This window comes from Devosia sp. SD17-2 (assembly GCF_029201565.1).
Taxonomy (GTDB): Bacteria; Pseudomonadota; Alphaproteobacteria; order Rhizobiales; family Devosiaceae; genus Devosia.
Genome location: NZ_CP104002.1, coordinates 2,580,245 through 2,599,774, shown reverse-complemented (window position 1 = coordinate 2,599,774; position 19,530 = coordinate 2,580,245). Strand labels below are relative to the sequence as shown.

Here is a 19,530-nt window from a genome sequence, read left to right as displayed (position 1 = left end):
GCCCAACCTCTCTGTCAGGCGCCGTGCTGGGGTCTCAGGACTCCCAGCTGGTCCATTTCTTCCCGATCTGGAAGAAGATGACGTAGATGGAGATGCCGATGGTCGCGAGCAGCACGATGACGGCGAAGAACTGCGGCATGCGGATCATCGATGAGTAATAGTTGAGGCGGTTCCCCAAGCCCTCAGCGCCCCCGACCATCTCGGCGCCGACAGTCGTCAGCAACCCGAATATTGAGCCGATCATCAGGCCCACCATGATCATCGGCATGGCCATGGGGATGCGGATCTTGGTGAAGATCTGGAAGGTCGAGGCACCAAAGGACCGGGCGAGGGCGATTTTTGCGAGGTCAACGCGGCGGAAACCGGTCGCCGAATTGATCATCACCATCGGGCCCGATGCCAGCGCCACGGCAATGATGCGCGGTTCCCAGCCGAAGCCGAAGCGAAGAACCAAGAGCGGAACCAGCGCCAGCATCGGCGTTGTCACCAGAAGCAGGATGTAAGGCGTGATGATCTTCTCGGCGAACGGGAATTGGGTGATCACCGCGGCCAGGATGAAGCCGATGGAAGCGCCGATGGTAAAGCCGATCAAAAGCTCACATAGCGTCGTGACCAGATGCGGCCACAGGAACGGCCATTCAGATATCAGCGCCGCCCCGATCGCACTGGGCGGTGGCAGGATATAGAGCGGCACTTCGAAGATGCGGATCAGCAGCTCTGCGCCGCCAATGATCACCACAGCGACCAGAATGATGATCGCAATCTCGAAGGCGCTGCGGTTAGACCCGCTCATGAGGGCGCCGGCACCGCCGCCAATACCCACTTCGGTCTTTTGACCTTTCCCGCCGAAGCTCGGGATCTTGTCATGCAAGGCGTCGCTCATAAAATCTCTCCCTGCCTGGCAATCACGAGACCGGACGGTGGTCGATCATGCCCTTGATGGCTTCGACCCGTTCGAGGAAGTCCGGTGTGGTCTGGATCTTGACCGGCCGCGGACGGGGCAGGTCGACGTCGACGATGTTCGAGATTCGGCCTGGGCGGGCGGACATGACCACAATCCGGTCTGCCAGAAACACCGCCTCGGTGATGGAGTGGGTGATGAAGATGATGGTCTTGCCCGTCTCCATCCAGATCTCCTGGATGAGCAGGTTCATCTCATCGCGCGTAAACGCATCGAGCGCGCCAAACGGCTCGTCCATCAGCAGCACCGACGGGTCAACGGCCAGGCTCCGTACAATGGATGCACGCTGCTGCATGCCACCCGACAATTCACGCGGATATTTGGTCTCGAAGCCTTCGAGGCCCACGCGCTTGAGCAGTTTTTCGATCCGCTCGCGATTGGGCGCCTGCTTCTTGATTTCGAATGGCAGCTCAATATTGCGCGCCAGATTGCGCCAGGGCAGCAGGTTCGCTTCCTGAAAGATCATGGCGATCTCGGGATGCGGCTTGTTGATGACATCGGAGCCGAGCCGGATCTGGCCGCCACTCAGGCTGTGCAGACCGGCCATCGACCACAGCAGGGTCGACTTGCCGCAACCCGATGGTCCGAGCAGGCACAGGAATTCGCCTTCCCGCACATTGATCGAAACGTCATCGAGCGCATGAACGCCACCAGACTTGGTCTGGTAGACCTTCGAGGCGTGTTCAATCGTCATCTTTGCCGGATTTTGGGCGTCAATATGCGCCCCGGCTGCATCAAGCATGCAGCGTCCCTCCCTCACCGTCGCTTACTCTTCGAGAGCCGTCCTCATCGGATCAGCACTCTCCCTCTGGTGGGAACTGAAACAGAATTTCAGAGATATGCGTATACGACTTTAGTATTACAATGGGGGCGGAGTTGATGCTTTTCGCGCGAAAAATAAGGGCTTATGCAGTATTTTGATTGTCTTGATGAGGGCTATTGGACCCGTCTTGTGAGGTCCGTGGGCAAATTCCACTTGCGAAACGGCCTTCATCCTGTAATTCAATTTCTTGCGAACCAGAGGGCAGGGCGCCACGCGTATGACCAAGTCTCCGCCAAACAACAGCCAGACCAGCGGGCAGTCCGATGTGATCGATATCGTCTCCCGCATGCAGCGCGTGGAGCCGCAATTGTCTCCCGCGGAACTGCAGGTGCTGAAAGCCGTTCGGACGGATTACGAGGCTACGACGCGCATGACGATTGCCGAACTGGCTGCTGCAGCGGAGGTCAGCCAGCCCACGGTGACGCGGTTCTGCCGGTCCATCGGGTGCGCCTCGTTCGCCGATTTCAAGATCAACCTGGCGACCACGCTGACGGTCGCTGCCGCCTATCTTCAGCCCGATCGCCAGTTCGACGACGACGCCGGCCAATTAGCGCAGTCGATCATGACGCGCGCGGTCAACGTCATGCGTGACGCGCTCAATGGCCTCGACACCGACGCGGTGGCCCGCGCCATCTCCGCCATTTCGCGGGCCCGGCGCGTGGATATTTACGGGCAGGGCGGTGGCTCGGCGAGCCTTGTGGAAGACGCAAAACTGCGCCTTTTCCGCATGGGCGTCCCGGTCTCCGCTTATATCGATGGCCACCAGCAGCGTATGTCGGCGGCGACGCTCGGCAAGGATGATGTCGTGCTCGCCATCTCCAACAGTGGGCGCTCCAAGGCGGTCGCCGAGGCCCTGCAGATTGCGACCTCCTTCGGCGCGACAACGATCGCGTTGTCGCGGCCGGATACCCCTGTCGCTGAAGGCGCTGACATCCTCATTCCCATCGTCGTGGCCGAGGATGAGAACGTCTATTCCCCGACGCCGTCGCGCTATGCGCACATGCTGGCCATCGACACGATTGCTGCCGGCGTCGCTGCAGAACGCGGCCCGGACGCGCGCGAAACCCTGCGCCGCGTGCGCTACACCGTGGCCAGTATCGGCATTGCCATTCCAGCGCCGGCGACTGACCCGACCATTCTGATGAAAACAATCAAACCCCACGAGTAAGGCCATGTTTTCGCAACAGGATTCCAAACCCGATTGGGTGTTCCGCAATGCCCGGATCATCGACGGAACCGGCGCCCCGTCCTATCTAGGGGAGGTTGCAGTGCGAGGCGATGTCATTACCGCGGTGGGGCCCGTGGGCACGATCCTCGAGCAAGGGACCAATGAGATTGACCTGGCCGGCCTGGCGCTTGCGCCGGGCTTCATTGACGCCCATACGCACGATGATCGCATCGTGCTCGATGCACCCGACATGCTGCCAAAAATCAGCCAGGGGGTTACCACCGTGGTGGTCGGGAACTGCGGTATCTCGCTTGTGCCGGTGCAGTTTTCGTCCGAGCCGCCGCCGCCGCCGATGAACCTGCTCGGTAACGCCGCCTCATACCAGTTTCCAACTTTCGCTGACTACGCCGCGGCCATTGCCAGTGTAAAACCGGCGATCAATGTGGCGGCACTCATCGGCCACTCGGCGCTCCGCCTCGCCGTCATGCCTGACATTACCGTCAAGGCGACTGATGCCGAGATTGCGCGCATGGGCGATATGCTAACCGAAGCGATGGAAAACGGTGCCGTCGGCTGGTCGACAGGGCTCTTCTATCCGACCAACGCCGCGGCCGATGCCGACGAGGTGGCCGCGCTCGGCCGCTATGTGTCGGAACATGCCGGTGTCTATGCCACCCACATGCGCAATGAATTCGAAAATGTTCTCGAAAGCATCGACGAGTCGGTTGCAACGGCGAAAAACGCCGGGACCCCGCTGATCATCTCGCACCACAAATGTGCCGGCGTCGAAAATTGGGGCCGCACCGAACAGACCTTGCCCAAGATCGCAGCGCTCGCCGAGGAGCATCCGATCAATTTCGACGTCTACCCCTATTCCGCGGGCTCCACCAATCTCCGGGCGGACCTGATGACGGACACCTATCCGATCATGATCTCCTGGTCGGAGCCCCATCCCGAGATGACGGGTCGCTATATCGTCGATATCGCGGATGAATGGGGGGTCGATATCCACACAGCTACGTCGAGGCTGCAGCCGGCTGGCGCCATCTATTTTCAGATGGATGAAGACGATGTGCGTCGCGTGCTGAGCTCGGACCTGTCAATGATCGGCTCGGATGGATTGCCGCACGACGTCCACCCCCATCCGCGCCTCTGGGGGACATTCCCCCGCGTGCTGGGCCATTACAGCCGTGATGTCGGGCTGTTCAACCTCGAGACCGCCGTTCACAAGATGACTGGCCTCACCGCAAAAGTGTTTGGCCTGACCCGCCGTGGCGAAATCGCCCCCGGCAAATTCGCCGACCTGGTCGCCTTTCACCCCGATACTGTCGGGGACCTCGCGACCTACGAGAGCCCGCTGCAGCAATCGGTCGGCATCGACTGGGTCATGGTCAACGGCGCGCTCTCATTCTCCGCCAATGGTGCGCCAACCACTCGCGCCGGTCGCCTCGTCCATCGCGACAACTGACACACAGGCCCGCGGGCAGGGCATGGTTATCGTATTGGTGTTCTTCACTTGCGTCGTTCACGGTAGGCTCTGCATGCTGCACCGCAACTGCTATACCGCCTGACCCAAGGAAGACGCCTCGTGCCTAAATTTGCTGCCAACCTGTCCTTTCTCTACCAAGAGGTGCCCTTGCTCGAGCGGATTGCCCGGGCGGCCGCTGATGGTTTTGGCGCCGTGGAATATGTGTCGCCCTACGAGCTCGACAAGAACGCCATCGCTGCGGCCCTCACGGACGCCGGCGTAGTACAGGCGCTGTTCAATCTGCCGGTCGGCGACTGGGCTGCGGGTGAACGTGGTCTCGGCTGTCTGCCGGATCGGATCGAAGAGTTTCGTCGCGGCGTCGATACGGCAATCGCCTACGCGCGGGCGCTGAACTGCCCGACAGTGAACTGTCTCGCTGGTCTTGCGCCGGAAGGTGTCGACACGGAAATTCTCGATCGCACGCTGGCCAACAATCTCGCCTATGCTGCCCCGCGCCTCGCCGATGCGGGTATTGCCATGGTGACAGAGCCGATCAATCGCATCGACATGCCGAGTTACCACGTGTCGACCACCGCCCATGCCGAGCGGATCATGGAGATGGCCGGAGTCGACAACCTCAAGATCCAGTACGATTTCTACCATATGCAGATTTCCCAGGGCGATCTGATGCGCACTTTCGAGCGCCTCTTCGACCGGATCGGTCACGTCCAGATTGCCGATAATCCCGGCCGCAACGAGCCCGGCACCGGCGAGATCAATTACGGTTTCATCCTCGGCGAGCTCGACCGTCTCGGCTACTCAGGCTGGGTCGGCTGCGAATACAAGCCCAGGACGACGACGACCGAGGGACTTGGGTGGATGGCCCCGTTCCGCGGGCGCGCCTGACTGACCCTTGCTATCGACGGCTAAGGCAGGGACCTGGCTCTCGATAGCTTTGCATCGGCGGCGCACATCAGACAGTGTGCGCAGTGAAGACTATCTGGAGGATGTCATGGAGCTGGTGGTACACGAGAATGCAGGCCTTTTGGGCCGGCGTGCAGCCGAGATGGGGGCTGCGGCCATCGTCGAGGCAATCGCCAAAAAGGGCGGCGCCAGCGTCATTGTCGCGACTGGCGCCAGCCAGTTTGAAATGCTCGATGCACTCGTGCGCCACGACATCGAGTGGAGCAAGGTCACCGTGTTTCACCTCGACGAATATGTCGGGCTGCCGGAGGATCACAAGGCCAGTTTTCGCGGCTATCTCCGAAACCGTCTCGTCAACCGTGTCGGCGCACTGAGGGAATTCGTAGCCGTCGATGGAGATGCCCCCGATCTCGACGCCGAGCTCGCCCGTCTCAATGATCGGCTGGTACTGGAGACCATTGACGTCTGCTTTGCCGGTATCGGGGAAAACTGCCACCTGGCTTTCAACGACCCACCGGCCGATTTTACCACCGAGGCGCCCTATATAGTCGTGGATCTCGACGAAGCCTGCCGCAAGCAGCAGCTGGGTGAGGGCTGGTTCGAAAGCCTCGATGCCGTCCCGCGACGGGCAATTTCGATGAGCATCCGCCAGATCATGAAGTCGCAGAAAATCATTCTCTCTGTGCCTGACAAGCGGAAGGCCAAGGCGGTCCGTCAGGCGGTTGAGGAAGCGGTCTCGCCGCTCTATCCCGCCTCGATCCTGCAGCAGCACACCGATGCCACCCTCCATCTCGACACCGCCTCGGCGAGCGAACTGTCATGATCAGCGAAGGCCTGTTCGATCTTCAGGTCAACGGCTATGCAGGCATTGATTTCAATGATCCGGCGCTCACCGCGGCGCAACTGGACCATGCTCTGGAGGCCATGCTGGCCTCGGGCGTGACGCAGTGCCTGCCGACGATCATTACGGCGCTTCCGCAGCAATTGTCGGAGCGTCTCGTCGCGCTCGATCGCGCAGTGCGCACCAGCCGCCTCGGCCCGCGCATGGTGCCGGGCTATCATCTCGAGGGGCCGTTTCTCCTCGCACAGCCTGGTTACTCCGGCTGTCATCCCGAACGCGCCATGGTCGATCCGGACGTGGCCCTGCTGGACGTCCTGGAGGAGGGGCTCAGCCGCCCCATCCTGCTGATCACGTTCGCGCCCGAACGCAGCGGCGCCCTCCATTTTATTGCCGAGATGACTCGGCGCGGCAAGACCATCTCCATCGGCCACTCGGCCGCCGGTTTCGACGCCGTGCGCGTCGCGGCAGACATGGGGGTGACCCTCTCCACCCATCTTGGCAATGGTCTGCCCCACCAGCTCCCCAAGCTGGAGAACACGCTCGTCGCGCAGCTGTCCGAACCGCGTCTCGCCGCATGCCTCATCGCTGACGGGCACCATATGTCGCCGCAGGCGCTCGCAGCGTTGATCCGGCTGAAGGGGCCCGACAAGTGCATCCTCGTCACAGACGCGGTGTTGGGTGCCGCCGCACCGCCGGGCGTCTACAGCTTTGCCGGTATGCAGATTGAGCGCACGAGAGAGGGCGCAATGGTCCAGCCGGGGCGGGTCAATCTGGCCGGCTCGGCGCTCTGCCTGGATGCCGCGGTGCGCAACACCATCAACTGGACAGGGCTGCCACCTGAGACCGTCGTGGCAATGGCCGCCACTGCGCCGCGCAAGGCAATCGCAAAAAGCCTCAGCCATCACGGCATCAGGCTTGATCCTGGAACACTGCGGTGGAGCTCCGACCTTCAACCGACGCTTGAGGGCATTGGCGCGTGCTAGCTGATCGCGATCACCCGGGTTGAACCGAGTACGGCCGCGTCTTCGAACCGGGGGCGGGGGTCGCCATTGGTGATCAGCACGTCGATGTCAGCCATGCTGGTCACGACATGCGGCGCGCGGCGCCCGAACTTTTCCTCATGCGCCACAAGGATGATCTTTCGCGACAGCGGCAGGATTGAGCGGACGAGATCGACCTCCAGGGGATCGAATTCCTGCACCGTACCATCGCGGTCGATCGCGCTGGTGCCGATCACTGCCAGGTCAAATTTGAACCGATGCCGGCTCTCGTCCGCCAGTGTCAGCACCGAGGAGTCCTTGTTGCGCACATAGCCGCCATAGACATAGACGGTGGCGTCGGTCTTGAGCGCGCAGGAATGGGCCACCTCAAGATTGGGTGTCGCGATCAGCACGCCCGGATGGCGCGTCAGCACTTCGTGCAGGCTGTCGAATGTCGTGCCGAGGCCAACAAAGATCGTGGCGCCCGGGGCGATGAATTCCTCGAGCGCCAGAACCAACCGGCGTTTCATCGACTTCTGGCTGGCATTGCGTTCGTCATGGGTGTGCTGGGCCACGCCTGGCGAGGCGAAGGCGCCGCCAAAGCCCTTCTGCAGCAGCCCCTGCGTTTCGAGCGTGCGCAGATCGCGGCGGATGGTCTGGTAGGTCACGTCGAAACGCGCTGCAAGCTCGGCAACTGAGGCAGCGCCATTGGTGCGCACTGCCTCGAGAATGGCCTGCCGCCGCTCACCGGCACGGCCGGTCTCCAGCATCTGGGCCTCTGGACGTCGGGTCTGCCGTGGCTTGGTGTCTCCACTCATTTGAAGCGGACGCCCAGATAGGTACGGTCGTCGGTAAGTTGGGTTGGGGTCGTGCCCTTGGTGCTCATAAATCGCCCGATCTTGTGGAAGTCCTCGGTCTCGACTTCCTGAAATGCGGTTTCCCAGGATTCCACGCCAAATACCGCTCCGGGCTTGAAATAGCCATCGGAGAAGAGCTCGATTGTCTCGATCCCTTCGATCGAATAGCTGCGGGTCTCGATATATCGTTTGGGCACGGCGAAACCGTCGATGCAGCCATAGCCGAGCACCGGCTCAGTCACATTCTGGAACTTGCCCTGACCGTGGGAAATGCCGCCCCGGATCAGGGTCAGGATTTCGTCTTCCGGCACGCTCGGCAGATGCGCCCGACACGCGGTCAGCGCCTTGGCCTCAATAGCAGCATTGGTTGTAGGCTCGGCGGTGGGACTGTCTGCCGGCTGGTTCTGCGTGCCCTGCCACGTCATTGATGTCGCGAGACGATCGGCTTCCTCGGCCGGCTTGCCCTGCGCCTCGAAATAGCGCCAGGTCTCGCGGCGCAGAATGGCGGTGATGTCGTCGAGCGGCTTCAGCACCTGCAGCGTGTCTGTGCCGTTGATGCGAATGCCGCTGTCGCCGACGGCAATCACCTCGAGCCGGTCGCCGATGATCAGTGCGGCCACCACTGTGCAGCCACCCCGCAATTTCCAGTCGGCTTCAACCGCTGCAAGCGCGCCATTTTCCTCGTAGCCAGCGTGGATGGCTTTGCCGAGATAAGCGACGAAATGCTCGCCGCCCTGAAACTGCAGCTCGGGCTGGTCGCTCCGGCCCTGCGCGAGCATAAAGGTCTCGATGGCCCGCTGGACGGTTTGCGAGGCGAACTGCCCCGAGAGCATTCCGCCATAGCGCGTACCGTTGCGGTCGGTTACGCCGTCGATGACGGCGTAACCGCGGTTTGGCAGGACCACGAGACTATCTTCGTTGGTCTCTGGATGGCCGAACTTCTTGCCCAGCGAGAATGCTTCAAGATGCCTCATGAGGTCCTGCTTAATGGCAATCCACCGGCCTTGAGAGACGGCGGACTGCCCTATGTCCTTGCGTTATCGCGTGTTGTTCAGGAGGCGCTTACTCGCCGATTGCCGTGCGCCACTCGCGCAGCACAGCCTCGGCGCCGCCGAAGTCGCTCAGCGGCTTGACGTTGACGAGGGTGAGGTCGGCAAGGTTAGGCGTGCCGGCGGGACCAGCAACGTCGAGACGCACGGAGCGGCGGCCGATATCCATCGCCAGCTTTTCCTGGGTGGATTTTGACATGGCCCAGTCGATGAAGGCCTTGCCGCCTTCCGGGTTCGGGCTGCCCTTGACGAGGGCGACGCCGTCCGGAGTAGCCGCAGTGCCGTCGGTCAGGTGGACGATCGAGATCGGTGCGCCGCCCTGGACATATTCGAGCGCGTTGTCTTCGAGCGTCAGGCCCATCGACGTTTCGCCATCGGCTACAAAGCGCGGCACCGCACCCGAGCTGTCGGCAAAGACGAAGTTCTTCGCTATCTCGGCATATTTGGCCCAGCCTTCGTCACCGAAAACGGTGAGCACGGTCTGCAGCTGCTGCATGGCCGAGCCCGAACCATCGGCGCGTGCCGAAGCGATCTGTCCAGTCCATTTCGGATCAGCAAGATCGGCCCAGGTCTTGGGGGCTTCCTCGAGCGGCTGCAGGTCGGTGTTGACCGCCAGCACGTAAACAACGGCGGTGTACGGGGTCCAGGCGTCGTCCTTGATGAACTGCGGATCGATCTGATCGAATTCGGGTGGGGTGTAGGGCTCGAGCAGGTCGCGCAGCTCGGTCAGCTGGCTGCCGGAGATCGACCAGATCACATCAGCGGCCGGCGCGCCGGACTCGGCCTGAACGCGCTTGGCAATGTCGCCCGAGCCGAGCTTGACCACTTCGGCCTTGAGGCCAGTTTCCTGCTCGAAAATCGGCAGCAGCGTATCAACGATAGACGACTTGTGCGCGGTGTAGATCACCACCGAACCGTCCTGCGCCACGGCCAGCGACGTCATGCTGGTGGACGCGATCAGTGCGGCGGCGGACAGCGCCAAAAATGTCCGTTTGCGAATATTCATGTGAGTCCTCCCTTTCGAATTTGATCATTCAAAGATCTTCCTGATCCTGAACCACGCTAAAATATGTTGCAATACGAAAGTTTGTCGGCTTCATATTGACGTCAGGGAAGAGGGAGAAGCCTGCATGAGCTATCTGACGGTCACCGATGCCACCAAGCAGTTCGGGCCCAGTTTCATGGCGCTGAACGGGGTGTCTGTGTCCATAGAGCGGGGAGAATTCTTCACGCTGCTCGGTCCCAGCGGCTGCGGAAAGACAACTTTGCTGCGGGCTATTGCCGGCTTCAACGATCTGAGCACCGGCTCAATCACGCTGGATGGCGCCAATCTGCGGGCGGTCCCGCCGCATCAGCGCGACATCGGCATGGTGTTCCAGGACTACGCCGTCTTTCCCCATCTAAGCGTCTTCGACAACGTCGCCTTCGGTCTGAAACCGCGAAAGGTCCCGGCCGCTGAGATCAAGACGCGCGTGACCCAGGCGCTCGAGGCAGTGCGGCTCGGCGCCATGGCGGAGCGCCTGCCAGCGGCCATGTCCGGTGGCCAGCAGCAGCGCATTGGCCTCGCGCGTGCCATGGTCATCAATCCGCGCCTCCTGCTTATGGATGAACCGCTGTCGAATCTCGACGCCAAGCTCCGTATCGAGCTGCGCGAGGAAATCCGCGACATCCAGAAACAGGTCGATATCGCCACCATCTATGTCACGCACGATCAGGAAGAGGCGCTCGCCATCTCCGACCGCATCTGCGTGATGAACGCTGGCAGGATCGAGCAGGTGGGTACGCCGCAGGAGATCTACGGCAATCCCCAGACCCTGTTCGTGGCCGAGTTTGTCGGCACCATCAACCGCTTCAAATCCGGTCCTGCGCTCGATGCGATGCTGGGCACGCTCGGTCTCTCAAGCGCCGGTGTCACCAGCTGGGCGGCCCGACCCGAGCACCTTGCGCTCGGCACCCCCGGCGTTGACCACGCAGACGCGGCGACGCTCTCGGGCACGGTGACAAAATTCACCTATCTGGGTCGCGAGGCCCATGTTCAGGTCGATACGCCCGCCGGACTGCTGGTGGTCCAGCTCGCCAATCCCGGCATGACCGCGACGCGCCAAACCGGCGAGACGGTTACCGTCATCGTCCCGCGGTCTGCGCTTATGGCGTTCGGCGCCGACAGCGTCCGTGTGAAGGGGTAGGGGCTATGCCACGCTTCAATTTCTGGACTGTGGTCATGATCCTCACCTGGATCATGCTGTTCATGCTCCTGTTCATCCCGGTCGGCTCGGTTCTTGTGTCGAGCTTTTACGACCAGAGCGGCAGTGTCACGCTCGCCAACTACATAAAATTCCTCAGCGAACCGCGTTTCCATCAGGCCTTCATCAACACGCTTGTGGTCGGGTTCGGGGGCCTTTTCGGTGCCTTGCTGCTGGGCTCGATCATGGCCTTTTGCGTGTCGCGCTTCGTCATTCGCGGCGGCAAGTTCGTGTCCCTGCTCGCCATTCTGGCGCTGGTGTCGCCGCCGTTCATCGGCGCCTATTCCTGGATCGTGCTGTTCGGCGCCGGTGGTGTCGTGCGCGGCTTCCTGCGCGATTTCGGGATCACCATGCCTCCAATTTACGGCGTCGGCGGCATCCTCATTGTCTTCTCGCTGAAGTTCTACCCTTACGTCTATCTCATGGTCTCGGGTGCCCTGAGCAACGTCAACCGCTCGCTTGAAGAGGCAGCGGAAGGCCTGGGGCTGACGCCTTGGCAGCGCGCCATGAAAATCTCGTTCCCGATGGTGTTTCCGGCCCTGACCGCCGGGGGCCTTCTGGCCCTGATCCATGCCATCGCCGATTTCGGCACACCGCGTCTTCTCGGGCGTGGCTACAACGTGCTCGCTACCGAAGCCTTCACCCTCTACGCGGCGGAAGTCGGCTCCAACATGTCGATGGCCACCACCATCAGCGTGATCCTGATCATCGTCTCGATGGTATTCGTGCTGCTGCAGCGCTACATGTCCCGCCGCAACGTCTACCACGGCAACATGATCAACAAGCCGGTGCGCATCCAGCTCAAGGGCTGGCGCAACGTGCTCGCCCATTTCGCCGTTTATTTCATCGGCCTGTGCGGGGCGATGCCGGTGATCATCTCGATCATCTACTCCTTCCGCAAAACGAGCGGCCCCGTGTTTCAGAACGGCTTTGCGCTGCAGAGCTACGAGCGCATCCTGTTCAATCTCGGCGACGTCGTCCGCAATTCGCTGACCTTCTCCTTCGCCGCCGTCGCCCTCATCGTTGTGGTCGGCACCATCGTCGGCGTCCTCGTGGCGCGGCGCACCAATCTCAATACCGCACTGCTCGATGGCGCCTTCATGGTGCCCTATGTCATGCCCGGCATTGTTATCGGTATCGCCTTCATCGCCGCCTTCAATACCGGTCCGGTCGTACTGACCGGAACAGCCGCGATCATCATCCTCTCCATCTTCATCCGCCGCTTGCCCTATACGGTGCGCACAACGGCATCCTCGCTGCGGCAGATCTCGCCCAGCATGGAGGAGGCGGCGATCTCGCTGGGATACAGCCCCTTCCAGGCATTCCTGCGCATCACCGTGCCACTGATCGTGCCGGGCATCATTGCCGGCGGCATGCTGAGTTTCGTCACCGCCATCAACGAGCTGTCGTCCTCGCTGGTGCTCTACGTCGGCAGCACCATGACCATGCCGGTGCGCATCTACCTGCTTATTCTCGACGGGGATTTCGGGGTCGCCGCGGCGCTCTCGACCATCCTGCTCGCTCTGAGCAGTTGTGCCGTATACATCGCCTTCCGCTTTATGGGCCGAAACGAGCAGGCGCTGTTGTGACGCCCGCCTCGAACACCGAACGCAAACTGAGAATCTCCCGGAGGAACACCATGCCAAGCCTGACCAAGATTACCGCTACAGCCTTTTTCGCGACCGCCGTGTCGCTGGTCGCCCTGGCCAGCGCCCAGGGCCAGGAGATTTCGGGCACCACGCTCGTCGTCTATACCCCCAATGAAGAAGGCATGCTGCAGAGCCTGATCCCGGTGTTCGAAGGCAACACTGGCGTCACGGTGCAGCTGATTACTGCCGGCACGGGTGAGCTCTACTCCCGCATCCGCAGCGAGTCCGGCAATCCGCAGGGCGACGTGATGTTTGGCGGCGGCGCTGCTCAGGCCGCGGTTAATTCCGAGCTCTGGCAGGAATATGTTTCGCCCGAAGACGCGAACATGGTCGATGCCGGCAAGAACACGACCGGCGCCTTTACGCCCTACCAGGCCGACGGCTCCAATCTCCTTGTCAACACCGAAGGCCTGGCTGCCGCAGGCATCGAGGTCAACAGCTACGCCGACCTTCTGCAGCCCGAACTCAAGGGCAAGATCGCCTATGGCGATCCCACCGGTTCGTCCTCGGCCTTCGCGCAGCTCACCAATATGCTCAAGGCCGTCGGCGGCGATTATGAAGCCCAGGCCGGCTGGGATTACGTGACCGCACTGGTCGACCAGCTCGACGGCATTTCTATCGGCTCTTCCAGCCAGGTGGCCGCCGACGTGGCCAATGGCGAATATATCGTCGGCCTGACCTATGAGCCGCTGTCCCTGAATTTTGTGCTCAGCGGCGCGCCCGTCGAAATTGTCTATCCCTCTGAAGGCGCAGCCTTCCTACCGGCGACCATCCAGATGATCAAGGGCGGCCCCAATCCGCCGGCCGCCGAAGCCTTCATTGACTTCATCATCTCCGAAGAGGGCCAGACCATCATCGCCGAGCAGACCGCCGGTCGCCCGCTGCGCGACGGTATCGACAAGCCGGGCCTGCCCGCGCTCGCCGATATTCCGACCGTTCAGGAAGACGGCCCCTATGTGGCCGCGCACCGTGAGGAAATCGTCGCGAAATACCGCGCGATCCTCGAAGCGCGTTCCTGATTTCTGAGTATGGCCCGAGCCGGAGTAACACCATGACCCGAATATCTCTCAAGGCACTTCGCAAGGAGTATAACGGTCAGGTGGCCATTCCCGATCTCAATCTCGAGATCGCCGATGGTGAGTTTTTCACCCTGCTCGGGCCTTCAGGTTGCGGCAAGACCACGCTCCTGCGGATGATCGCCGGCTTCAACTCGATTGAAGCCGGGACCATCTCTTTTGATGGTCAGGTGATCAATGATCGTCCTGCCTCCGAGCGCAACATCGGCATGGTGTTCCAGAACTATGCCCTGTTCCCGCAGATGACGGCGGCCAAGAACGTCGGCTTTGGCCTCCAGACCCGCAAGGTCGCGCGGGCCGAGGCTGATCGCCGGGTTGCCGAGGCACTGGAATCGGTGCGCATGGCCCATCTTGGGGACCGACTGCCCGGCCAGATGTCTGGCGGCCAGCAGCAGCGCGTGGCGCTGGCGCGTGCGCTCGTTATCCAGCCGGCGCTTCTGTTGATGGACGAGCCGCTCTCCAATCTCGACGCCAAGCTGCGCGTCGAAATGCGCGACACCATTCGCCAGGCCCAGCGCGACGCAGGCATCACCACGGTCTATGTTACCCATGACCAGGAAGAGGCCATGGCAGTGTCCGACCGGATCGCGGTGATGAACCTCGGTGTCGTGCAACAGGTCGGCACCCCGGCCGAAATCTACCGCAGCCCGGCCAATCGCTTCGTCGCCGAATTCATCGGCAAGACCAATTTGCTTGAGCGCGACCTCGTCCGGGATGAGGGCAGGGCGCGCATCGACCTTGGCAATGGACAGGTGATCGACGTCACCGACATGATAGACCCCGGCGCGAGTGGCCGCGTGCAGGTCTCGGTTCGCCCCGAAGCGGTCAAGGCCGCCGCGACCGGGCTCGCCGCCGAAGTGGTCGACGAGACCTTCCTTGGCTCGCATTCCCAGGTGCGCGCTCAACTGCAAACCGGCGAAATCATCGAGTTCCTCGAGCACTCCCGCCGCTCGGTGCTATGGCAGCGCGGCGAAAAAGTGTTCCTCGAAATCGACCGGGACATGCTCACCTTCTTTGATGCCGTGAGCGGCACCTCGATCATGCGGGGAGAGGCAAGGTGAAACTCGCGGGCAAAACCGTAGATGGATGGACTTCTGTCGCACTGCTGCTGACGGGCGGCTACCTCTTCATGGTGGTCTGGCCGCTTGTGACCGTGCTGTTCGCCAGCGTGACCAATGGCGATGGCTTTTCGCTGGATGGGTTTGCGACCTTCTTCTCGTCGCGCCTTTATTACGGCACGCTGCTCAACAGTCTCGTGGTGACGGTCTGCGTGACGGTGCTGGCCTTCGCTATCGCCTTTCCGCTCGCCTATTTCATGACCATGTTCCGCATCCCGGGGAACCGCACCATCCAAGTGTTGATCCTGGCCTCCATGATGTCGCCGCCATTTATCGGCGCCTATTCCTGGATCCTGCTGCTCGGTAATAATGGTCTCATCACCCGGTGGTTCAAGGATATCGGGCTGGAAGTGCCGAGCATCTATGGCTTCACCGGCATCGTGCTGGTGCTGACCCTCCAGCTTGTGCCGCTGATCTTCACCTATCTCATGGGCGCCTGGCGCACCATCGACGTCTCCCTGCTCGAGGCGGCCGAGAGCATGGGCATGACTGGCTGGCGCCGCGCCATGAAAGTCATCACGCCCTTGCTGCTCCCGACCATCCTCGGCGGTAGCCTCCTCGTCTTCGTGCGTGCCTTCGCCGATTTCGGCACGCCCATGCTGATCGGGCAGGGGTTCCGCACCATTCCGGTACTGATCTACAGCTCCTTCGTCGGCGAAGTCAGCGTCGACCGCAGCTTCGCTGCCGCAGTCGCCGTGATCGTCATTGCGGTCACGCTCGGCGTGTTCCTGATCCAGAAGTACATCGTTGATCGCCGCACCTTCTCGATGACGGCCATGCGCGCCATCGAACCCATCCGCCTCTCCGGTTGGAAGGGTTTTGGCGTCTACGCTTATGTCTATGGCTTTCTGGTGCTGGCCCTGGCGCCGCTCGCCGTCGTGGTGATCAGCTCGTTCCGCAACACGCTCTATGGCCAGTTTGTCGACGGCTTCTCGTTCCGCAACTACATCACCGCCCAGCGGGACATCATCCGCTATATCACCAACACTTTCAGCATCGGCATCACTGCTCTGGTGCTCCTGGTTATCGTCGCGGTGTTGGTGTCTTACCTGACGGTCCGCCGCAAGGGAGCGCTCACCGGCGCGCTCGATACCATGACTATGGTGCCCTATGTGGTGCCGGGCCTTATCATCGGCATCGCCCTGATCACCGCGTTCAGCCAGCCCCCACTGGTGCTGACGGGGACATTTGCGGTGATGGTGCTGGCGCTGGCGATCCGCCGCTTGCCCTATTCGGTGCGCTCCACCACGGCGCTGATGTATCAGTTCAGCCCGAGCATCGAGGAGGCCGCCGTCAGCCTCGGCGCTTCAAAATTCCGGACACTGGTGCAGGTGATCGTGCCGGCGCTCGCGCCCGGCATCGTCTCGGGCGCCGTTCTGAGCTGGGTGACCATCATCACTGAACTCAGCACGACGCTCTTCCTCTACAATACCTCGACCCAGACGCTCTCCCTGGGCATCTACGCGCAGGTCATCCGCGGCCAATTGGGCACTGCCGCGGCGCTCTCGACCATCCTGCTCATTCTCACCATGCTCTCGCTTTTCCTCCTCCTCCGCCTCTCCGGCGGCAGCAAGGAAATCCGCCTCTGACCGACAGGCGACCAATGGCTCTGATCTCGCCATTGGTCGCCTTCTTAGTATCAATCGCCTTACGCCCTAAGCGCTGCATCTAGACCCGCCGCCGCCATGCAGCTCAATCACGCCCGAGCGTTCAAAGAACGCAACTCCCGAGGAAGTCTGCTCGAGTTGCCACTGCGGTCAGCAATGGGGCACGGCTCCGGCGGCTCTGACACGATCGTTCAAGAAAATTCCGCGTCATCTTCGCCACCAAGCAAGCGAGCCATGCATTGGGCATGTGTCGAGGGCAGAGCTTCAAATCGCGCGGTCGCGAAACTGTCACTCAACTGGGGTAACGCCAGCGCATCATCAGTGAGGCGCGGAATGAACAAGATTGCGATCCAGGAAACCACTCTCTCAAACGCAAGGATTGTGTTGGCAGATCAAGTTCTTGAGGGAGCGGTTTGCTTCGCAGACGGCGTCATCACCGACATTGGCGAGGCCAGCGGCCGTGGGCAGGATCTTAATGGCGACTATCTGATACCGGGCCTCGTCGAGCTCCACACGGATCATCTGGAAACCCACTATGCGCCGCGTCCCAAGGTGCGTTGGCACCCGGTGGCCGCTGTCCAGGCTCATGACGCGCAGATCGCGGCGTCGGGGATTACGACGGTTTTCGACGCCATCCGCGTGGGGCTGGATGAGCATTCCGATATGGGCACGGACGAGCTGCGAATCCTCGCTGATGCCATCACGGCAGGGGTGAACGCGGGCCGGCTGCGGGCAGATCACCTCATCCATTTGCGCTGCGAGGTCTCGGCGCCGGATTGTCTCAAGAGCTTTGAAAAGATCATGGACCATCCGCTGGTCCGGCTCGCCTCGCTGATGGATCATGCGCCTGGCCAACGGCAGTTTGCCAGCGCCGACGCCTATCGCGTCTACTACCAGGGCAAGCTCAAGATGAGCGATCAGGCGCTCGCAGAGTTCATCGCGCGCCGTAGCCACGAGTCCAGTGTCTATTCGGACAAGCATCGCAAGGCCTTGGCCGAGCTCAGCAATTCCCGGGGCATCGCGCTCGCTTCACATGACGATGCGACCAGTGCACATGTCGATGCGGCGAAGGCGCTCGGCATCCGCATTGCCGAATTCCCGACCACTCTCGAGGCCGCGCAGGCGTCGCGCGAGGCCGGTATGGCCATCCTGATGGGTGGGCCGAATGTGGTTCGCGGCGGGTCGCATTCGGGCAATGTTTCGGCGCGCGAACTGGCGGCGGCCGGGCTGCTGGACATTTTGTCGTCCGACTACATTCCATTTTCCATGCTGCAGAGCGCTTTCTGCCTGGTCGAGACTGTTCCGGGCATTTCCCTTCCGGAAGCGATCAGCTTTGTGACGAAGCGCCCGGCGGAGGCTGCGGGGCTCAAAGATCGCGGCGAGATCGCCATCGGCAAACGGGCCGATCTCGTGCATCTGCGGATCGAGGAGGGCATCCCGATTGTGCAGACGGTCTGGCGCCAGGGCATTCGGGTCATATGAGCGGGATCTTCGTCGCCATTGTCGGCCCCAGCGGGGTCGGCAAGGACAGTCTTCTCAGCTATGCCCGCGAAAGTATTGGGGAGGATATGGTCGTCGTTCGCCGCACCATCACCCGCGCGGCGGAAGAAAGTAGCGAGGAGCACGACAGCCTGACGGTTGCGCAGTTCGCCATGGCGGTCGCCGATGGGGAATTTTCGCTGCATTGGCAAGCACATGGCCTGAGCTATGCGCTGCCGAAAAACGTGGAGCGCGAACTTGCCTCGGGAAGGCTCGTGGTCGCCAATCTCTCGCGGGCGGTGTTGCCGATGGCGGCGGAGCGGTTTGACCGGATGGTGGTTGTGGCGGTGACGGCGCGCCCGGAGGTCATTGTGCAGCGTTTGTTCGGGCGGGGTCGGGAGAGCGCGGAAGAGATCCGGGATCGGCTCAATCGGTTGGTGGACTGCCTGCCGGCCGAGGCGATCGAGATCGATAATTCGGACGCCATCGATATCGCGGGCGATAAATTCGTAAGCCTGCTCAAGAGTTTACTGGCGAAACCACACTGACCTAGACGACCAACTCCAGGCGTTCGGCGGGGAAGCGGGTCAGAGCGTAGCTGAGCGGAAGGCCCTGCTGGTCGACGTCGGCCGCTTCAGAGACCAGGACTACGGCGCCGGGGGCGAGGTGCAGGTCCTGCGCTTCCGAGACATCCGCCTGCCGAGCAGAGATGCGGGTCCAGGCGCGCGAATAGTCCAAAACCCCATAGCTTTCAAAGACTTTGGTGATCGACTGGAGCTTGTCGGCGCGTTCGGCAAAATCGGGGAAGCGCCCCTCTGGGACCCAGGTGGTCGAGCGTGAAACCGGTACGCCGTCGGCTATGGAGAGGGATTCCATCCGCACACACAACGCTTCAGTTGGCAACGCCAAGGCGTTGTTAACTCTGGATGTTCCCGCTTCGACGTTCTGGGCCAGCAGACGGGTGATCAGGGTTTCGGCCTGTCCCTTCAGGCCATCGCGAAACCTTGTGCGCTTGCCGATCGGGTAGGTGAGTCGCTTGATGTCGCGCACGAAGGTGCCGCGGCCCTGTTCGGCGATGACGACATGCTCCTCGGCGAGGACCGCCAAGGCGCGTCGGACAGTGTGGCGGTTAGCGGAAAACCGTTGTGCCAGAAGGGCTTCCGAGGGAAGGCGGTCCCCCGGCGTAAGTTTGCCGCCGATGATGTCGAGGCGGATGCTGTCGGCGATCTGACGCCAGAGTGCGATGCCACCAGAAGCTTTTTGCGGGCCTGTCATATGGGCTTCACA

18 protein-coding genes are annotated in these 19,530 nt (G+C 61.8%); 12 read left to right on the top strand and 6 right to left on the bottom strand.

Annotation, left to right across the window (positions count from 1 at the left end; genetic code table 11):
* Window positions 1–34 precede the first annotated feature (34 nt).
* Both NYQ88_RS12715 and NYQ88_RS12710 read right to left on the bottom strand, forming a co-directional pair.
* Window positions 35–883 (bottom strand): ABC transporter permease, encoded by an 849-nt coding sequence (locus tag NYQ88_RS12715; protein ID WP_275651503.1) that lies wholly within the window; start codon window positions 881–883, stop codon window positions 35–37.
* A 22-nt stretch (window positions 884–905) separates the two neighbouring features.
* Window positions 906–1,703 carry an ABC transporter ATP-binding protein gene (locus tag NYQ88_RS12710; RefSeq protein WP_275651502.1) on the bottom strand — a complete coding sequence of 266 codons (798 nt, stop codon included), beginning with the start codon at window positions 1,701–1,703 and terminating at the stop codon, window positions 906–908.
* A gap of 298 nt (window positions 1,704–2,001) precedes the next feature.
* Here NYQ88_RS12710 and NYQ88_RS12705 point away from each other — a divergent pair, with 298 nt between their 5' ends.
* The 5 genes from NYQ88_RS12705 (at window position 2,002) to NYQ88_RS12685 (ending at window position 7,168) form a co-directional block, all read left to right on the top strand.
* Window positions 2,002–2,952 (top strand): MurR/RpiR family transcriptional regulator, encoded by a 951-nt coding sequence (locus tag NYQ88_RS12705; RefSeq protein WP_275651501.1) that lies wholly within the window; start codon window positions 2,002–2,004, stop codon window positions 2,950–2,952.
* 4 nt (window positions 2,953–2,956) lie between these two features.
* Window positions 2,957–4,420 (top strand): D-aminoacylase, encoded by a 1,464-nt coding sequence (locus NYQ88_RS12700; protein ID WP_275651500.1) that lies wholly within the window; start codon window positions 2,957–2,959, stop codon window positions 4,418–4,420.
* A 120-nt stretch (window positions 4,421–4,540) separates the two neighbouring features.
* The gene (hyi, locus tag NYQ88_RS12695; RefSeq protein WP_275651499.1) at window positions 4,541–5,326 is read left to right on the top strand and encodes a hydroxypyruvate isomerase; all 786 of its coding nucleotides are present in this window, start codon (window positions 4,541–4,543) and stop codon (window positions 5,324–5,326) included.
* A gap of 106 nt (window positions 5,327–5,432) precedes the next feature.
* A complete protein-coding gene (locus NYQ88_RS12690) occupies window positions 5,433–6,167 on the top strand; it encodes a glucosamine-6-phosphate deaminase (protein WP_275651498.1) in 735 nt (244 codons plus the stop codon).
* The gene (locus NYQ88_RS12685; protein WP_275651497.1) at window positions 6,164–7,168 is read left to right on the top strand and encodes an N-acetylglucosamine-6-phosphate deacetylase; all 1,005 of its coding nucleotides are present in this window, start codon (window positions 6,164–6,166) and stop codon (window positions 7,166–7,168) included. Before NYQ88_RS12690 ends, NYQ88_RS12685 begins: the two co-directional genes overlap by 4 nt.
* Here NYQ88_RS12685 and NYQ88_RS12680 read toward each other — a convergent pair.
* The 3 genes from NYQ88_RS12680 to NYQ88_RS12670 all read right to left on the bottom strand — a co-directional run bounded on the left by NYQ88_RS12680 (window position 7,165) and on the right by NYQ88_RS12670 (window position 10,077).
* Complete coding sequence (locus NYQ88_RS12680; RefSeq protein WP_275651496.1) at window positions 7,165–7,983, bottom strand: DeoR/GlpR family DNA-binding transcription regulator; 819 nt, start codon at window positions 7,981–7,983, stop codon at window positions 7,165–7,167. The two genes, NYQ88_RS12685 and NYQ88_RS12680, sit on opposite strands and share 4 nt — an antisense overlap.
* Window positions 7,980–8,996, bottom strand: a complete 1,017-nt coding sequence (locus tag NYQ88_RS12675; protein WP_275651495.1) for a hypothetical protein — start codon at window positions 8,994–8,996, stop codon at window positions 7,980–7,982. The genes NYQ88_RS12680 and NYQ88_RS12675 overlap by 4 nt, the downstream gene beginning before the upstream one ends.
* Before the next feature lie 88 nt (window positions 8,997–9,084).
* A complete protein-coding gene (locus NYQ88_RS12670) occupies window positions 9,085–10,077 on the bottom strand; it encodes an extracellular solute-binding protein (protein ID WP_275651494.1) in 993 nt (330 codons plus the stop codon).
* A 124-nt stretch (window positions 10,078–10,201) separates the two neighbouring features.
* Here NYQ88_RS12670 and NYQ88_RS12665 point away from each other — a divergent pair, with 124 nt between their 5' ends.
* The 7 genes from NYQ88_RS12665 to phnN all read left to right on the top strand — a co-directional run bounded on the left by NYQ88_RS12665 (window position 10,202) and on the right by phnN (window position 18,791).
* Window positions 10,202–11,257: an ABC transporter ATP-binding protein gene (locus NYQ88_RS12665; RefSeq protein ID WP_275651493.1), complete on the top strand. Its 1,056-nt coding sequence runs from the start codon at window positions 10,202–10,204 to the stop codon at window positions 11,255–11,257.
* 5 nt (window positions 11,258–11,262) lie between these two features.
* A complete protein-coding gene (locus NYQ88_RS12660) occupies window positions 11,263–12,903 on the top strand; it encodes an iron ABC transporter permease (RefSeq protein WP_275651492.1) in 1,641 nt (546 codons plus the stop codon).
* 50 nt (window positions 12,904–12,953) lie between these two features.
* Entirely contained in the window at window positions 12,954–13,982 is a 1,029-nt protein-coding gene (locus NYQ88_RS12655) for an extracellular solute-binding protein (RefSeq protein ID WP_275651491.1), read from the top strand.
* Window positions 13,983–14,014: 32 nt separating this feature from the next.
* Window positions 14,015–15,100 carry an ABC transporter ATP-binding protein gene (locus tag NYQ88_RS12650; RefSeq protein ID WP_275651490.1) on the top strand — a complete coding sequence of 362 codons (1,086 nt, stop codon included), beginning with the start codon at window positions 14,015–14,017 and terminating at the stop codon, window positions 15,098–15,100.
* Entirely contained in the window at window positions 15,097–16,746 is a 1,650-nt protein-coding gene (locus NYQ88_RS12645) for an iron ABC transporter permease (protein ID WP_275651489.1), read from the top strand. The genes NYQ88_RS12650 and NYQ88_RS12645 overlap by 4 nt, the downstream gene beginning before the upstream one ends.
* A 351-nt stretch (window positions 16,747–17,097) precedes the next feature.
* Window positions 17,098–18,246 (top strand): alpha-D-ribose 1-methylphosphonate 5-triphosphate diphosphatase, encoded by a 1,149-nt coding sequence (locus NYQ88_RS12640; protein WP_275651488.1) that lies wholly within the window; start codon window positions 17,098–17,100, stop codon window positions 18,244–18,246.
* Window positions 18,243–18,791 carry a phosphonate metabolism protein/1,5-bisphosphokinase (PRPP-forming) PhnN gene (gene phnN, locus NYQ88_RS12635; RefSeq protein WP_275651487.1) on the top strand — a complete coding sequence of 183 codons (549 nt, stop codon included), beginning with the start codon at window positions 18,243–18,245 and terminating at the stop codon, window positions 18,789–18,791. Before NYQ88_RS12640 ends, phnN begins: the two co-directional genes overlap by 4 nt.
* Window position 18,792: 1 nt before the next feature.
* Here phnN and phnF read toward each other — a convergent pair whose 3' ends face one another.
* Window positions 18,793–19,518 carry a phosphonate metabolism transcriptional regulator PhnF gene (gene phnF, locus NYQ88_RS12630; protein ID WP_275651486.1) on the bottom strand — a complete coding sequence of 242 codons (726 nt, stop codon included), beginning with the start codon at window positions 19,516–19,518 and terminating at the stop codon, window positions 18,793–18,795.
* Between the last annotated feature and the right edge of the window lie 12 nt (window positions 19,519–19,530).

Excerpts from the sequence above, each read along its gene's own strand:
- NYQ88_RS12715 (WP_275651503.1), bottom strand. The coding sequence starts at position 883 with ATGAGCGACGCCTTGCATGACAAGATCCCGAGCTTCGGCGGGAAAGGT.
- NYQ88_RS12710 (WP_275651502.1), bottom strand. The coding sequence starts at position 1,703 with ATGCTTGATGCAGCCGGGGCGCATATTGACGCCCAAAATCCGGCAAAG.
- NYQ88_RS12705 (WP_275651501.1), top strand. The coding sequence starts at position 2,002 with ATGACCAAGTCTCCGCCAAACAACAGCCAGACCAGCGGGCAGTCCGAT.
- NYQ88_RS12700 (WP_275651500.1), top strand. The coding sequence starts at position 2,957 with ATGTTTTCGCAACAGGATTCCAAACCCGATTGGGTGTTCCGCAATGCC.
- NYQ88_RS12690 (WP_275651498.1), top strand. The coding sequence starts at position 5,433 with ATGGAGCTGGTGGTACACGAGAATGCAGGCCTTTTGGGCCGGCGTGCA.
- NYQ88_RS12685 (WP_275651497.1), top strand. The coding sequence starts at position 6,164 with ATGATCAGCGAAGGCCTGTTCGATCTTCAGGTCAACGGCTATGCAGGC.
- NYQ88_RS12680 (WP_275651496.1), bottom strand. The coding sequence starts at position 7,983 with ATGAGTGGAGACACCAAGCCACGGCAGACCCGACGTCCAGAGGCCCAG.
- NYQ88_RS12675 (WP_275651495.1), bottom strand. The coding sequence starts at position 8,996 with ATGAGGCATCTTGAAGCATTCTCGCTGGGCAAGAAGTTCGGCCATCCA.
- NYQ88_RS12670 (WP_275651494.1), bottom strand. The coding sequence starts at position 10,077 with ATGAATATTCGCAAACGGACATTTTTGGCGCTGTCCGCCGCCGCACTG.
- NYQ88_RS12665 (WP_275651493.1), top strand. The coding sequence starts at position 10,202 with ATGAGCTATCTGACGGTCACCGATGCCACCAAGCAGTTCGGGCCCAGT.
- NYQ88_RS12660 (WP_275651492.1), top strand. The coding sequence starts at position 11,263 with ATGCCACGCTTCAATTTCTGGACTGTGGTCATGATCCTCACCTGGATC.
- NYQ88_RS12655 (WP_275651491.1), top strand. The coding sequence starts at position 12,954 with ATGCCAAGCCTGACCAAGATTACCGCTACAGCCTTTTTCGCGACCGCC.
- NYQ88_RS12650 (WP_275651490.1), top strand. The coding sequence starts at position 14,015 with ATGACCCGAATATCTCTCAAGGCACTTCGCAAGGAGTATAACGGTCAG.
- NYQ88_RS12640 (WP_275651488.1), top strand. The coding sequence starts at position 17,098 with ATGAACAAGATTGCGATCCAGGAAACCACTCTCTCAAACGCAAGGATT.
- phnN (WP_275651487.1), top strand. The coding sequence starts at position 18,243 with ATGAGCGGGATCTTCGTCGCCATTGTCGGCCCCAGCGGGGTCGGCAAG.
- phnF (WP_275651486.1), bottom strand. The coding sequence starts at position 19,518 with ATGACAGGCCCGCAAAAAGCTTCTGGTGGCATCGCACTCTGGCGTCAG.